This is a genomic window from Arthrobacter sp. 05T444, assembly GCF_056395905.1.
In genome coordinates, this window is sequence record NZ_JBFTKK010000010.1 from 76,437 (window position 1) to 91,001 (window position 14,565).

Genomic DNA, 14,565 nt, shown 5'->3' on the forward strand with positions numbered 1-14,565 from the left:
AACTGGAGGGGGCGCACGGCGCCGCCGCGCCCCCTCCGGTTCGATCAGTTCCTGATGCAGATGACCTTTGGCTGGGTCATCTCCTCATACGCGAAATGGACGCCCTCCCTGCCCATGCTTCCGTACTTGGCCCCGCCGAACGGCATGCCGTCGAAGCGGTAATCAGAGGAGTCGTTGATCATGACGCCGCCTGCTTCGAGCTGTTGGGCTGCGTCCATGGCCCTGGCCAGGGAGTCGGTGAAGATGCCCGCATGAAGACTGAACTCGATGGCGTTGGCGACTTCGATGGCCTCTTCGAACGTGCTGAACTGGCGGAACATGACCACGGGCCCGAAAACCTCCTGCTTCCACAGCCGGCTGTCCGTCGGGACCGCTTCCAGGACGGTCGGGTGAAGCACGTTTCCGTCCGTGACATTGCCTGAAAGAAGGACGGCGCCGGCGCCGAGGGCCTCGTCCAGCTTGGTTTGGAGCTCATGCAGCGCAGCCGGGCTGATCATGGGCCCGACGTCCGTCCGTTCATCTAAAGGATCTCCGGCAACCAGCCTGGCCGCCGCCTCAAGGAAGCGCCGGCGGAACGCTCCGTACACCGGGGCGGCTATGAGAATCCGCTGCACCCCCACGCAGTTCTGGCCAGCGGCCCAAAATGCTCCGGAGACGCAGGATTCCACTGCATTTTCGATGTCGGCATCGTCCAGGACGATCACAGGTGCGTTTCCGCCGAGATCCATGGACAGCTTCTTCAAGCCCGCCGTGCGGGCGATGCTTTCACCCGTGGAGAACCCCCCGGTGAAGGACACCATTCGTACGTCCCGGGACCTGATGATTGTTTCGGCCACTTCCCGGCCGCCGTGGACAATTGTGAGGGCCTCCGGCGGGAGCCCCGAACTCACGAGGGCGTCCGCGAGCTGCTGGGCTGACAGCGGCGTCAGCGCGGAGGGTTTGAGTATCACGGCGTTTCCTCCGGCGATTGCCGGGCCGATCTTGTGCGCCACCAGGTTGAGGGGGTCGTTGAACGGGGTAATCGCGGCAATGATGCCCAGTGGTTCGCGCGAGTACCACCCGGTACGGTCCTCTGAGCCTTCATAGGAGTCGAAGGGGATGACTTCGCCTGCGTTCCGGCGCGCTTCGGCAGCGGACAGGCGGAGCGTGTTGACCGCCCGCAGCACTTCCTTCCGTGCCTGGCGGATCGTCTTCCCGGCCTCGGACACAATCGTTAGTGCGAACTCCTCGCTGCGCTGCTCGATCTCCGTTGCAGCACCGTCCAGGATCTTCCCGCGTGCGGCGCGGGACAGGGCCCGTGCCTTCCGGGCGCCGACGCGGGCCGTTTCGATCACGGCCTTGCCGGCGGTGGCATCGGTCAGCGAAACCGCGCCGACCACGCTGCCGTCATAGGGGCTCGTCACGTCACGGAACTGTGGCAGCGCGGTTTCTGCCGAACAGAGCGTGGATTCAGGCATTTGCAGATACCTCCGTCCTGGCTACGTGAATTGCGATGATGTCAGAGAGCAGCGCGTAGGCGGTCTCCACGCGCCCGGCTCCCGGTCCGGAGATGGTTACTGCGCCCAGAAGATCGGTCTCGAAGGACACGGCATTGGTCGCGCCGGCAACGCCGGCCAGCCCATGATCAAGGGGGAGCGATACAGGGGATACACCTGCAGTCACGGACCCGTCCGGATTCCGCCGTGCCGCGCCGATGAGCTTCCAGCGGCGCCCCTCGCGGGCTGCCTTCCGAATATCTTCCGACGCCACGGTGGAGATCCCCTGCCGATGAACGTCCTTGAGCTCTATGCCGGCGTCCAGCAGTTCGTTGGCGAGGATGAGGACCTTGAGCTGAACGTCGTAGCCCTCGATGTCGGCTGCGGGGTTTGCTTCAGCGTAGCCGAGTTCCTGTGCCTCCCTGATGGCGGCGTGGAAGTCCAGGCCGGCTTCCATCCGCCCGAGCACATAGTTGCTGGTGCCGTTGAGAATGCCTTCAAATCCGTTCAGTTTCAGCCCCGCGAACATCTTCTTGGCCAGGCGGATGACGGGAGTGCCGCTCATGACGGCGCCCTCGAACTCGAAGTGCACGCCGTTCTGCTCGGCGAGGGCGCTCAGTTCGGCGCCGCGGAGGGCAACCGGGCCCTTATTTGTGGTGCAGACGCTCTTGCCGGATTCGAGTGCCCAGCGCACATGTGAAACTGCCGGCTCGCCGTCTTCGGGATTAGTGAAGGTGGCCTCGCAGATGATGTCCGCTGGGCAGTTGCGGATCACGGATTCGTTGTTGGTGTCGGCGGATCCGCCGTACGCTGCAAAGGTTTCATTGTCGCCGCCCAGTTTGAGGGCAACGGAGAGGTCCACGCCTTCGGGCTGGACCAAGGATCCGAAGCGTAGGTCGGTGATGGCCACGACCCGCAGGCCGAAGCCCAGTTCGGAACGAAGTCTCTCACCACGCGTAGCGATCAGTTCGGCCAGCGTCCTGTTGACGCCGCCGAAGCCGATCAGCGCAATGTCGTAGGTGGTCATGGTGCTCCTTCAGTCAGTTACATCGGTCCTCCAATGCTGACCGCATTCCATGTCCGTCAGCGCATGTGATTGTGACCGAAAAGCAGGGCGAACTGACCATCCGCCTGCCGATTCGGCATGTACACCGGAACGTAACTTACGTTCAACATAGACATGTGAAGATGTTTTTAATGACCAGAACGGCCGTTTCGTGTTACTTTCATCACTGTCGCTACTGCGCAGCCCGAGTCGGCTTGACCCACGCCAGGCCACGTGCGCATCCTTCGCATCACACCTGCCACTCACCTGGGAGAAACCATGGAACCGTCATCACCTGTCCAGCTAGAACCGCAGCCCACCATTCCGCCCTCGACCGAGTCGGGGCTCCGGCGGTCCATGGGGGCGCGGCATCTGGTCATGATCGCCATGGGCGGGGTGATCGGTTCCGGGCTTTTCCTCAGCTCGGGGTACACCATTTCCCAGGCCGGGCCGCTTGGGGCGGTCATCGCGTATCTCATCGGCGCCTTTGTTGTGTACCTGGTGATGGCCTGCCTCGGTGAACTTGCCATCGCTTATCCGGTCTCAGGGGCCTTCCATATCTACGCGGCGAGGTCGATCGGGCCGGCCACCGGGTTCACCACCGCCTGGCTCTACTGGCTCTGCTGGGCGGTGGCCATCGGATCGGAGTTCACGGCTTCCGGTCTCCTGATGCAGCGCTGGTTCCCGGGTGTTGACGTCTGGGTCTGGTGCCTTATCTTCGCCTCGGTCCTGTTCGGCTTCAATGCGGTTTCTTCGAAATTCTTCGGCGAATCTGAGTTCTGGTTTGCCATCGTCAAGGTCGGCGCCATCGTGGTTCTCATCGTTTTCGGCGGCGCGGCGCTGTTCGGCTTCCACCCGCTCAGCGAGGCGGCCAACCATCCCAGCATGTTTGAAAACTTCAACACTTCCGGCGGTCTCTTCCCCAACGGCTTCACGGGTGTCCTGGTCACTGCGCTTGCGGTGTTCTACGCCTTCTCGGGTTCAGAACTCATCGGTGTGGCGGCGGGCGAAACCGTTGACCCGGCCACCAGTATCCCCAAAGCGATGCGCAGCACGGTCATCCGTCTGCTGATCTTCTTCGTCGGGGCAATCGCTGTCATTGCCGCCACCGTCCCCTTCGAGCAGGTCGGGCTGGATGAAAGCCCGTTCGTGACGGTCTTCTCATCCATCGGCATTCCTTATGCCGCCGACATCATGAACTTCGTCATCATCACCGCACTCCTTTCAGCCGGTAACAGTGGCCTCTTCTCCTGCGCACGGATGCTTTACTCCCTTGCCGACGAGGGGCATGCGCCCCGGGCGCTGAAGAAGCTGACCCGACGCGGTATTCCCATGACTGCACTCTCCGTCAGCATGCTCGGTGGCCTGGCATCCCTCATCAGCAGCGTCGTTGCACCTGAAACGGTATATCTGGCTCTCGTATCGGTCGCGGGATTCGCCGTCGTCGGGGTCTGGATGTCCATCACCGCCTCGCATTTCTTCCACAGGAGATCCTTCGTCAAGAACGGCGGTGATGTCGCTGCGCTTCCCTACAAGGCCCCGCTGTTCCCGCTGGTGCCTGTCCTGGCCTTCTCGCTCTGTGTCATCTCGCTCATCGGCATCGCCTATGACCCGAACCAGGTGGCAGCGCTCTATTTCGGATTCACTTTCGTTGGCGCCTGCTATGCCTTCTTTTACTTCAAGTACGGTCGCAAGGCGCGCGCAAACCAGCCCGCCTGACGCCGTCACAAACTATCGTCCGCGTAGCTTGGTGGCGGGAGCCTTTCGTCCCCCGCCACCACGCTCGGCGTTCTGTGGGGACATGTGAGAATAGGCGTAGTTATCTGGCGGAAGGAGCACGGAGCATGGATTCTTCCGCGGAAGCGTCATCCATGGCCCAAGGCCTTCGGATAGTTCGGCTGGTCGCAGACCGGGAGAAGTGGGGAAGGCGGCTACTCGGCGTTTCCCAGATCGCATCCGAGCTGGAGATGGACCAAAGCCGTGTCTCCCGGTTGACTCAGGAATTGTGCGAGCTGGGACTGCTGGAACGCGTCGAACGCGGGCCATTCCGGACCGGTCCACGTTTTTTTACGCTGGCAGCCGCTTTGAATACGGGCTGGGTCCGCGAATCAAGAACCGAACTTGAGGCTTTGGTGGCCTCGTTCGGCCTGAGATCCAGACTTTCCGTCCGGGAGGGCTTCCGCGTCATTCTCCTGCGGACCTCCAGCAATGACGCGCTTCCCGGCGGCTTCGTGAAACCCGGCATGGTGACACCCGTGTGGTGCACCGGGTCCGGCCGGGCCCTGCTGTGGGACGAGGAGCAGCCAGCCGTTGAGGCCCTCCTTGCGGACGTCAACTTCATTGGCGTGGGCGGTCCGGGGGCGGCCCATTCGCCGCAGGAAGTCGTCGAATTGATGGACCGGGACCGGGCGCGGGGCTTCGTTGTCGCGGAGGAAGAGTTCGAGCATGGAGTCTACGAACTGGCGGTTCCGGTCCGCACCGACGACGGTTCCGTTCTTGCAGCGCTCAGCGTCCTGGGCAGCCGGGCCGAGATCATGTCCGGCGCAGATGACATTGCAAAGGCCCTGTGGGAAGCAGCCCAACGGCTGGGCTCCTGCCAGGGCGGCACGCGAAACAGCGCTGGCCGGAAGGGTGTTGCCAGCTAAGGCTCATTCTTCGGCGGGACCTGACCCAGCATGGACTCAAGCCACCTTCCCCAGGACACGAGAGCCGTGGCGCAGGCTTCCAACCTCGGCTGCAGGGAGGTCTTGGCGCCTACGACCTGCAGCGCTGCCACCACGTCGCCCTTGAAGTCCCGAATCGGAACGGCCAGGGAATACAGCCCCGGCTCGGCTTCCTCGTCGACGATGGAGTATCCCCGCGCCCGGGCCGCGCGTAGTCGTGACAGGAAGTCCTCCACGTCAAGGGGCGTATTGGGGCCATGGCGCACGAAAGCGACACCGGAGAAAAGGGTCCGGACCTCGTCGTCGGACGTTTCCCACAGCAGAGCCTGGCCGGCATCGCTGCAGTAGGCCGGGTATGGCCGGCCCAGCCATGAACCGATCATGTTGCTACTTGCCGGAACATGCTCACCGATGGTGACAGTGCTGTCTCCGCTCAGAATTCCAAGGAAGCATCCTTCATCAGTTTCACGGGCCAAGCCTGCCAGCGCGGTGGCGCCGTCGGTCTGCAACCGTTGTTCGGACAACAGTTGCGCGTCCGTCAGGAGCGACCAGTCGACGGTGTAGGTCCGGTGGTCTTTGCGGACCAGAAACCCCTCCTGCTGGGCCGTCCGCAGGCTGCGCGCAACCTGGCTGCGGTCCTTGCCCAGGTCGGTTGCTATATCAGCGACCGTTCCGCCAGGCAGGCCTTCTGCGTTGCGGGAGCCCACCGCTAGGACAGCCATAATTCCCCGACCCATGCTGGATGTCTTAGACATGGGTCCGATTCTAGTCACTTGAGGAACGCCTCCTAATGGATGGCGAAGACCCGGGCAGGAAAACCGCTGCCCCGCAGTGGCTTGGGCCAAGTGGCAATGAGGGCAGCGCCCGCTTCTGGAGGTCCGTCTAGGTTCGCCATCAGCTCGATCTGCCACCGGTTCTGTGCCAGGACGTAGGTCTCCAGCGTGAAATCCTGGCGGGATGTGGCCAGTCCCGGGTCTGTGTCCGTCTGCTCATGACCGACGGCGGTAACCGACCGCTCCTCAATTAGGAAGGAGAGGACTTCCTGCGACCAGCCCGGTGTATGGCTGACACCGTGATCGTCCCTGTTTGCCATGGCGGCAGCGTCAGGCCAACGGTCACTCCAGCCTGTCCGCAATGCCACAAAGGCCCCGGGTGGGATGGCACCATTGCGGTGTTCCCAGGCCTGGACGTCCTCCATCTTGGGAGTGGCGTCCGCATTAGCGATGACGCGCTCGGTGATGTCCAAGACGACCAGCGGAAGGACCATCTCCTCCACGGGAATCTGGTCCAGGGTCCTTCCTCCTGAGATGAAATGCGAGGGAGGATCAACGTGTGTTCCCCATTGTCCGATGATCGAGTAGCGGTGAGCGGTGAAACCGTCACCTTTCTCCAGATCGAAGACGGGCTCCCTGATTTCGTCGGGGAATGCCGGGAAGTGTGGCTGGCCGGGGTGGAAGGCGTGCGTCAGGTCAGTGAATGATCTGCCGGCAATCAGCGTCTGCAGGCCGTCCCAGAGGGCGGTTGTGGTGACTTGAGTCATGACGTGGCCTGGCTTTCAGCCAATGCAGGAAGGGCAGTGTTGGAAACGCTGATTGGCCCTGTCAGCTCAATGACGGGCACCTCCCAAGGGTGGATATCCACGATGTGCTGCAGGAAGCGTTCCACGGCAGCGTCGTCGAGCGCAGCATCGAAATACGTCGTCAAGACGAGGGTCGGCGAAATTGTCTGCTGACCAACCTGCCCCAACGTAGGATTGGCGCCTTCAGCGCAAGTGAACCCCTCAAAACCCAAACCGGATTCGAAGACATGCCGGTAGTTGCCAAAGTCCCCGAGGTCAGGGGATTCCGCGACAGCGTCGAGCAGGGCCGCAATGCCCGCTTCGTCTTTGAATGCTTCTGCGTCGCCGCTGGCGAGCCGCGAGAAGGTTTCCGAAGCTACGGGCCAATGCACACGCAGCTTGCGTACTGGCTTCATTTCAATCTTCAAGGGAAGTCTCCTGATCGGTTCGTAACGTGTTTGCATGCCATCGTGGCACGGTGTGATGATCATTACAAGCATTGAAAAATGCTTATTATGAACATAGCCATCGTGCATAACGCGTGCACCACGTGCACCGTGCCCGACAGCCATGGACGAACGAACCGCTTGGAGCCCAAACAATGCCCAGTAACACCAAGCTCTCCCGCATGCTTGATGCCGGAGCGATCCTGACCGTGGACGGCGCACTTGCCACCGAGCTGGAAGCGCACGGCTGCGATCTGGACGACCCCTTGTGGTCGGCCAAAGTCCTCCTGGAACAGCCGCAGCTCGTCAAGCGAGTGCACCGCGATTACTTCCGCGCCGGAGCAGCGGTGGCGATCACGGCGAGCTATCAGGCAACACCCCAGGGATTTGCGCGGCGCGGCATTGGCGAAGGAGAGGCCCTGGAGTTGGTGGCATTGAGTGTCCGCCTGGCCGACGAGGCTCGCAGCGAGCACCTGGCCGAAAACCCGGGTGCAGGCCCGCTGCTGATTGCAGGATCGGTCGGTCCGTACGGCGCATACCTGGCCGATGGGTCGGAATACCGGGGAGACTACTTCCTCAGCCGAAACGAGTTCATGGAGTTCCACCGGCCGCGAATTGCCGCGTTGGTGGACGCCGGAGCGGACTTTCTTGCCTGTGAGACGCTGCCGTCCTTGCCGGAGGCCGAGGCCCTGATGGCACTCATGAAAGAGTTCGACGTCGAAGGCTGGCTCTCCTTCACGCTGCGGGACGGAGGGCACATCAGCGACGGCACACCGCTGGCTCAGGTGGCAAAGCTCGCCAGGGCGCAGCCGTCCGTCGTGGCCATTGGCGTGAACTGTGTGCCGCTGGAGCTGGTTTCCCCCGCCCTGGGCGCCCTGGGCAAAGCCACGGACACGCCCCTGATCGCGTATCCAAATTCTGGCGAAATCTACGACGCGGTCACCAAAAAGTGGCGGCCGGCCGCGGCCGGGGACACATCTGGGGGAGCCGGCAACAAGCAGCCCGCAAGCCTGGCCGAAGGAGCCGCCGTCTGGCGTGAACTTGGTGCCCGGCTCCTCGGCGGGTGCTGCCGGACGACCCCCAAGGACATTGCCGCCGTGGCCAGGCTTACGGGAAATCCCTGACGGCTGGCTGCCTCAGCAGGCCGGAACCCCCGCATCCCGCTCGCCCGGGCACGCGGACCAACAGGACCACGCCCATCGCCGTTCCGCGGTAGCCCGGGGGAATCGCCTGCAGCAGCGGCTGCCCAGGCGTCCGGTTGCGCCAGATCACGACGGCGGTCCACGCCGCCGTCGCCAGCATGCCTAAGTAGAGGGCCGCGTGCCATGGGGTGAAAAACGTCTCCAGGCTCGGCAGGTTGTCGACGCCCGGGTCTTTGCTGTAGTCCAACCTGTCAGCCCCTGAGGATCTGTTCGCGGAGAATGTCCGCGTGCCCGCAGTGCTGGGCGAGCTCGCGCAGCATGTGCAGGTACACCCAGCGCAGCGGCAGCGGGCCCCGCCGATTCCCGTTGACAAAGTCGTCGAGGTGCAGCGCGGATGCCGCCCGGCGTGACGCCTCGCAGGCGTCGCGGTGGGCGGCCTGGATGCTGTCAATCGTGTCCTGGTCACTAAGGATGAATGACTCGTCCGGCGTGGCCGGGATGCCGATGTCTGCGCGGGAGCGGCAGGTGATCGCTTCGTCGAACCAGACCTTTTCCACGAAGGTCGCATGCTTGACCAGTCCCAGCAGCGTGGTCCGCGAGGGCACCAAAGTCCGGCGCGCCTGCTCCTCGGTCAGGCCGTCCAGGCAGGCATTGAGCCTGCTGCGGTGCTCATCGAGGAAGGCATCGAACTGGATCCGCACCGGCTCGTTGATGACGTCCTCGGCGGAAGTGGCTGGAAGCGAAGGCATGCACGCAGTATGCCAAGGGGGCCGCGCGGCGGCAACGGATGGCACGGTCAGTGCGGCCCTCATTTGTCCGTTCGCGCTGCCAGGCCCATGAACATGGTCCGGTGCAGGATGTCCACGTGCTTGCGGGCGATCTCCACCGCTTCGTCGCCGTGGCCGGCACGCAGGGCAGCCACAAGCGCGACGTGGTCGCAGTTTGATTTGTGCAGCAGCTCGATCGGGTAGGGGATGAAGTAGGCGTAGAGCTCCGCCAGCGTCTCGTAATAAACCTCGACGGCGGTCCCCAGCCCCGACGCCGTGCCCACCAGCTGGTGGAACTGCTCGTCTGCCTGGTGGTAGTCGGACCAGTCCGTGGATTCGGCCATGTCACGGGTCAATCGGTCGAGCTCATCCAGCTGTTCAGCCGTGGCATTGATGGACGCATAGTGCGTCACGGCGCATTCGAAGAGCAGCCTCCGGTCCACCAGCCGGTTCACTGCCTGGGATTCGGCCGGTGAAGCCGAGAGTTCGGCCAGCACGCTCCGCGGCGGCTCGTCGGCCACGAACGTTCCGCCGCCCCGGCCGCGGCGGCGGACCACCACACCCTGCTCCGCCAGGCTTGCCAGCGCGCGGCGGGCAGTGATCGGGCTGACCGAGAGGCCCAGGGCCACGTCCTCCTGGTCGGGCAGGCGCTCGCCGGGTTTCAGCAGCCCCAACGAAATCGCCATGCCGATCCGCAGCCGGACGGCGTCGATGGCGCTGCGGCGGTCGATGCCGGCCAGCCTGCCGGCGCCGATGGGCGAAGGCTCGGCGGTGTCCTCCAACTGACGGGTCATATCCGCTACTTTACGGCCCATTCCCGCCTCTTCCCATAATTGGATCATTCTGATCTAATATAGTCCAGATCACATCCCCAACGCGGAGAACACCATGCAACGCACCCTTCCCCTCATCGCCGCACAGGCGAGGCCCCGGCTCATCGGCGAACCCGTCTCGGCGTTCGCGGACGAGGTCAAAGCCGCCCTCGATGACCAGCCGCACAGCAAACTGGTCGTCTTTCCGGAGCTGCACCTCTTCGGCGACGGCGACCCCGACCAGCAGCGCACCGAAATACTCCAGGCCTCCGCCGAGCCGCTGGACGGGCCGCGGGTCAAGGAGCTGCGGCAGCTTGCCGCGGACCTGGGCATCTGGCTGGTCCCGGGCAGCGTGTGCGAGCGCGGCCCGGAAGGGCAGCTGTTCAACACCCAGCTGGTCCTGTCCCCGGAGGGGGAGCTTGCCGGCTACTACCGGAAGGTCTTCCCCTGGCGCCCGTTCGAGCCCTACGATCCCGGCGACCGGTTCACGACCGTGGACCTCGCCGGCGTCGGCAGGGTGGGCCTGAACATCTGCTACGACGCGTGGTTCCCGGAGGTGTCCCGCCAGCTCGCCTGGATGGGCGCCGAGGTGATCCTCAACGTCGTCAAAACCACGACGCCGGACCGCCGCCAGGAGCTGGTGCTCGCCAAGGCCAACGCCATCGTGAACCAGGTCTTCGTGGTCAGCGTCAACTGCGCCGGCCCCACCGGCAAGGGCCGGAGCATCATCGTCGACCCGGAGGGCAACACCCTGGCTGAGGCCCCCGACGACGCCCCGGTGCTGCTGACAGCGGAACTGGACCTTGCCGCCGTCGAGCACGTCAGAACGCACGGCACCGAAAACCTCAACCGCCCCTGGTCCCAGTTCCGCGACGGCGAGGACGCCATCGAACTGCCCGTTTACCAGGGCCGGATCAGCCCCGCCATCTGGGCTCCCCAGACCTTCAACGCCTAAGGAACCACCCGTGACAACAACACCCACCCTCACCCGCACGCTGAAACTGCCCTCGCTGGTCCTGTTCGGCCTGGCGTACCTGACCCCGTTGATCGTCCTGGGAATCTTCGGCATCATCGCCGAAACCACCGGCGGGGCATCGCCGGCCGCCTACCTGGTGGCCATGGTCGCCATGCTGTTCACGGCGCACAGCTACGGCCGGATGGCCATCGCGTACCCCGTGGCCGGTTCCGCCTACACCTACGTCCGCCGGTCCATCGATCCGAGGGTGGGGTTCCTGGTGGGCTGGGCCATCCTGCTCGACTACCTCTTCCTGCCCATGGTCATCTGGCTGATCGGCGGCTCCTACCTGACCGCGCAGTTCCCGGGCATCCCCATCGGGGTCTGGATCGTGGGCTTCATCCTCATCACCACCGGGCTGAACATCCTGGGCATCAAGGTGGCGGACAAGGCCAACTACGTGCTGATGGCGTTCCAGCTGCTGGTCATCGTGTTCTTTGTGGCGCTGTCCGTCGGCAATGTGGTGGCCACCTCCGGCGCCGGCGGCCTGGCCAGCACACAGCCGTTCTTCAACGACACGTCCAGCGTCGCCACGATCTCCGCCGGTGCGGCCATCGCCGCCTACTCGTTCCTCGGGTTCGACGCCGTCACCACCCTCACCGAGGAGACCATCGACCCGCGCAAGAACATGCCCCGCGCCATCATGCTCATCGCCCTGATCGGCGGCGGCATCTTCGTGACCGTCTCCTACGTGACCCAGCTGGTTCACCCCGGCGGCGTGTTCGAGGACTCGGCCTCCGCTGCCAGCTCCATCGCCCTGCAGATCGGCGGGCAGCTGTTCGGAGCGGTCTTCCTCGCCGGGCTGGTGGTGGCGCAGTTCGCCTCCGGCCTCGCCGCGCAGGCCAGCGCCTCCCGCCTGCTGTACGCGATGGGCCGGGACTCGGTCCTGCCCAAGGCGGTCTTCGGCCGGCTCAGCGCCAAGTTCCACACCCCGGTGGTGAACCTGATCGTCACCGGCATCATCGGCCTGATCGCGATCTTCCTGGACGTGGCCACGTCCACGTCGTTCATCAACTTCGGCGCCTTCACCGCCTTCACCCTGGTCAACGCCTCGGTGGTGTTCCACTACGTGCGCCAGCGCCGGGCCGGGCACCAGCTGAACGTTGTGTCCTACGTGGTGGTCCCGGTGATCGGAGCGATCGTCTGCGCCTACCTGCTCTCCCAGCTGGACAGCAACGCGATTACGCTGGGACTGTCCTGGCTGGTGCTGAGCATCGTGGTCCTGGCCCTGATCACACGCGGGTTCAAGGCGGCACCGCCGGAGATGACGGCCACGGAAAAGGCGACGGTGGAGGCGGCCGCCTGAGCCGGACGTCTGAATTTGGGCCGCCAGCCGGAACCGCGCTGACCGACCGAAGGGAAGGAACCACCGTGAGGATAGCGCTCGGGCAGCTGGAGTCGGGCACCGACATCCAGGCAAACCTCGCCTCGATCGACCGGTTCGCCGCCGCGGCCGCGCTCGACGGCGCCGCGCTTGTCGCCTTCCCGGAATACGCCACCTATGAGAAGAAGAAGGTGGACGCGACGTTCCCCGAGATGGCCGAGCCGTTGGATGGTCCCGTCTGCCAGGAACTGGCCCGTACCGCTCACCGCCACAGCATCGCGGTGGTGGCGGGCGTGGTGGAAACCTCGGAGGAGCCGCAAAAGGCCTACAACACGCTGGTGGCTTTCGGGCCCGACGGCGAGCGGCTGGCTTTCTACCGGAAGATCCACCTTTTCGACGCGCAGGGCTTCGGCGAATCGACGTTCATCAAGCCGGGTCCGTCCACCAGTCCGGTGGTGTTCGAGTCCGGGGGAGCGCGCTTCGGTCTGATGACCTGCTACGACCTGCGGTTCCCGGAGATGGGAAGGTCACTGGCCGACGCCGGCGCCCAGGTCCTGCTCGTGTGCTCGTCCTGGGTGCCGGGCACCCACAAGACAGAGCAGTGGCTGGCCCTGAATGCGGCGCGCGCCATCGAGAACAGCGTGTACGTGGCGGGGGTGTGCCAGGCACCCCCGGTCTCCGTGGGCCGCAGCATCCTGATTGATCCCATGGGGGTCGTTGAAGCCGATCTCGGGCTTGAGCCTGGGGTGCGGGCGGTGGATGTTTCACTTGAGACCGTGGCGAGCGTGCGGGAGCTGTTCCCGATGTTCCGGCAACGGCGGCTGCCTTAGGTCATGAGACGATGCTGAATCCCACTTGAAAAAGGCGGGTCCACCGCATGAAGCAGCGGACCCGCCTTTTTCTACATTAGTTGCTCCCTGAGGCTTCAGGCATATCCATGGGAGAGGGCAGAAATCAGCTGCCGAGGTGCCAAGAGTAACTGGCTTCATTCCAGTTAACTGTGGCCGAAAAGCGGTAGCCGGAAGCTGAACCATCTGCTTCGGTTTTGTTCACGGCGATGCATTCAAAGGTGCCGGTGATTGCGGTCAGATCGTCTGTGGATCCTCCGCCCAGCGGCGTGCACGATGCGCGTGTAATGGGCCCGTCGAGGACACCGCTATCGACACGAGACTTAGCGTCTTTCAGAACAGACCCCTCCAGTGCCGCGACAATGGTCTTTCGCTTCTCTCGCTCCGCAGAGTCTGCTTCTTCTTTTGCGGCCGCCGATGCCGCCGCAGCGGCCGCGGCGCGGGTTTCCTCGGCCTCCCGTTCCTTTTGCGCCTGCGCGGCCGCAGCCGCGGCAGCCTTTTCGGAATTCACCTGATTGTCGTGTTGAATGCTAAGCGCAATCGAGACGCCCGCAATGACCGCAATCAGAACGCCGACAGCAATAAGAACCAGGCGCTTGCTGAGCTTCGGGAGCCGACGCTGGCCCGTGTACCCAGCACCGCAATGCGGACAAAAATTGCCTGCCGTTTGGGTTTGTACGCTGCACTTTGGGCATACCTTCGTCGGTGGTTCCTGAGATTCGACGGATCCCTCCGCCTGGTCCGGAATAGAATCGGAGGAAGAATCGGGAGCCGCTTCGGGATGCATATCCTGGTCTTCGATCTTGTCCGTGGCCGAATCGGCGCCAGTGGGGTTGTTCAAAGTGGTTACTCCTTGCCGAAAAATAATGACTGCACTCATCGCATAGCGCTAGGCACGACAAAAAGAACTGGTCGTTCCGCATGGCAATGTCTTAGGGGTATCTGAGTGTTTGCTGACTACATGCTGAATCATATACGTTGCATTCACGTTTGGTTGGCCGCCGAAAATGTGACGAGTATGGCATGGAAGATCTAACACGCCAGGCTAGCCCCGAGGGCATCGCCAACCTTTAAAGTCGGTGCTCGGCGCGGGCCAGGGATGCGTTCTTTGCGCCGTGGATAATGACAACCAGAATCACGCGGCAACCATGATGGACAAGGACAAGAACTAAGCCATCCCCCCACTTCGGCGAGGTTTGCGGCGTGAATATGTCAAAATACACCTTCTCCCGAATCACGGAGAAGGTCATCGCCGAATAGTCGAGTGGCAGACCCCGGGCCTACCGGGTGATATCCATCGAACCGAGCTCGTCAGGTCTGCGACGGGCAGGTCACGAAACCGGCCGGTCTATGCCGCGATCATCGTCAGCCCGTGCAGTGAACGGGACATCGTCGGACGGTGGGCCGGCGACGCGGGGAAGGCGACTTAGCCATCCGGCGCCATCTGCATTAAAGGCAGAAAGAAGTATT

Annotated in this window: 15 protein-coding genes; 6 read left to right on the forward strand and 9 right to left on the reverse strand. The window is 63.6% G+C overall.

The window, feature by feature from the left end; all coding sequences use genetic code 11:
* Positions 1 to 44 precede the first annotated feature (44 nt).
* Positions 45 to 1,457: an aldehyde dehydrogenase family protein gene (locus AC1DD3_RS11680; protein WP_476875912.1), complete on the reverse strand. Its 1,413-nt coding sequence runs from the start codon at positions 1,455 to 1,457 to the stop codon at positions 45 to 47.
* A complete protein-coding gene (locus AC1DD3_RS11685) occupies positions 1,450 to 2,502 on the reverse strand; it encodes a homoserine dehydrogenase (protein WP_476881707.1) in 1,053 nt (350 codons plus the stop codon). The genes AC1DD3_RS11680 and AC1DD3_RS11685 overlap by 8 nt, the downstream gene beginning before the upstream one ends.
* Positions 2,503 to 2,799: 297 nt before the next feature.
* On the opposite strand from AC1DD3_RS11685, the gene AC1DD3_RS11690 reads away from it, so the two are divergent.
* Positions 2,800 to 4,239 carry an amino acid permease gene (locus tag AC1DD3_RS11690; protein WP_476881708.1) on the forward strand — a complete coding sequence of 480 codons (1,440 nt, stop codon included), beginning with the start codon at positions 2,800 to 2,802 and terminating at the stop codon, positions 4,237 to 4,239.
* Positions 4,240 to 4,364: 125 nt separating this feature from the next.
* Positions 4,365 to 5,165, forward strand: a complete 801-nt coding sequence (locus AC1DD3_RS11695; protein WP_476881709.1) for an IclR family transcriptional regulator — start codon at positions 4,365 to 4,367, stop codon at positions 5,163 to 5,165.
* Here AC1DD3_RS11695 and AC1DD3_RS11700 read toward each other — a convergent pair.
* The 3 genes from AC1DD3_RS11700 to AC1DD3_RS11710 are packed head-to-tail and all read right to left on the reverse strand — an operon-like array spanning position 5,162 to position 7,169.
* Entirely contained in the window at positions 5,162 to 5,938 is a 777-nt protein-coding gene (locus AC1DD3_RS11700; protein WP_476881710.1) for an IclR family transcriptional regulator, read from the reverse strand. The two genes, AC1DD3_RS11695 and AC1DD3_RS11700, sit on opposite strands and share 4 nt — an antisense overlap.
* Before the next feature lie 32 nt (positions 5,939 to 5,970).
* Positions 5,971 to 6,723, reverse strand: a complete 753-nt coding sequence (locus AC1DD3_RS11705; protein WP_476881711.1) for a cyclase family protein — start codon at positions 6,721 to 6,723, stop codon at positions 5,971 to 5,973.
* Positions 6,720 to 7,169, reverse strand: a complete 450-nt coding sequence (locus tag AC1DD3_RS11710; protein WP_476881712.1) for a hypothetical protein — start codon at positions 7,167 to 7,169, stop codon at positions 6,720 to 6,722. Before AC1DD3_RS11710 ends, AC1DD3_RS11705 begins: the two co-directional genes overlap by 4 nt.
* A gap of 173 nt (positions 7,170 to 7,342) precedes the next feature.
* On the opposite strand from AC1DD3_RS11710, the gene mmuM reads away from it, so the two are divergent.
* Complete coding sequence (gene mmuM, locus AC1DD3_RS11715; RefSeq protein WP_476875919.1) at positions 7,343 to 8,311, forward strand: homocysteine S-methyltransferase; 969 nt, start codon at positions 7,343 to 7,345, stop codon at positions 8,309 to 8,311.
* Here the strand turns inward: mmuM and AC1DD3_RS11720 are convergent.
* From AC1DD3_RS11720 to AC1DD3_RS11730, 3 genes are read right to left on the reverse strand one after another with little or no spacing between them, the layout of a single operon-like run.
* Positions 8,295 to 8,576 carry a hypothetical protein gene (locus AC1DD3_RS11720; protein ID WP_476881713.1) on the reverse strand — a complete coding sequence of 94 codons (282 nt, stop codon included), beginning with the start codon at positions 8,574 to 8,576 and terminating at the stop codon, positions 8,295 to 8,297. The genes mmuM and AC1DD3_RS11720 overlap by 17 nt on opposite strands.
* Before the next feature lie 4 nt (positions 8,577 to 8,580).
* Positions 8,581 to 9,078 (reverse strand): DinB family protein, encoded by a 498-nt coding sequence (locus AC1DD3_RS11725; RefSeq protein ID WP_476881714.1) that lies wholly within the window; start codon positions 9,076 to 9,078, stop codon positions 8,581 to 8,583.
* 59 nt (positions 9,079 to 9,137) lie between these two features.
* On the reverse strand, positions 9,138 to 9,890 hold the full coding sequence (locus AC1DD3_RS11730) for a FadR/GntR family transcriptional regulator (protein WP_476881715.1): 753 nt from the start codon (positions 9,888 to 9,890) through the stop codon (positions 9,138 to 9,140).
* Positions 9,891 to 9,984: 94 nt separating this feature from the next.
* On the opposite strand from AC1DD3_RS11730, the gene AC1DD3_RS11735 reads away from it, so the two are divergent.
* The 3 genes from AC1DD3_RS11735 to AC1DD3_RS11745 all read left to right on the forward strand — a co-directional run bounded on the left by AC1DD3_RS11735 (position 9,985) and on the right by AC1DD3_RS11745 (position 13,077).
* Entirely contained in the window at positions 9,985 to 10,863 is an 879-nt protein-coding gene (locus AC1DD3_RS11735) for a carbon-nitrogen hydrolase family protein (protein WP_476881716.1), read from the forward strand.
* A 10-nt stretch (positions 10,864 to 10,873) separates the two neighbouring features.
* Complete coding sequence (locus AC1DD3_RS11740) at positions 10,874 to 12,229, forward strand: APC family permease (protein WP_476881717.1); 1,356 nt, start codon at positions 10,874 to 10,876, stop codon at positions 12,227 to 12,229.
* A gap of 65 nt (positions 12,230 to 12,294) precedes the next feature.
* Entirely contained in the window at positions 12,295 to 13,077 is a 783-nt protein-coding gene (locus tag AC1DD3_RS11745) for a carbon-nitrogen hydrolase family protein (protein WP_476881718.1), read from the forward strand.
* A 124-nt stretch (positions 13,078 to 13,201) separates the two neighbouring features.
* On the opposite strand, the gene AC1DD3_RS11750 is transcribed toward AC1DD3_RS11745, so the two are convergent.
* Positions 13,202 to 13,936 carry a hypothetical protein gene (locus tag AC1DD3_RS11750; RefSeq protein ID WP_476881719.1) on the reverse strand — a complete coding sequence of 245 codons (735 nt, stop codon included), beginning with the start codon at positions 13,934 to 13,936 and terminating at the stop codon, positions 13,202 to 13,204.
* Between the last annotated feature and the right edge of the window lie 629 nt (positions 13,937 to 14,565).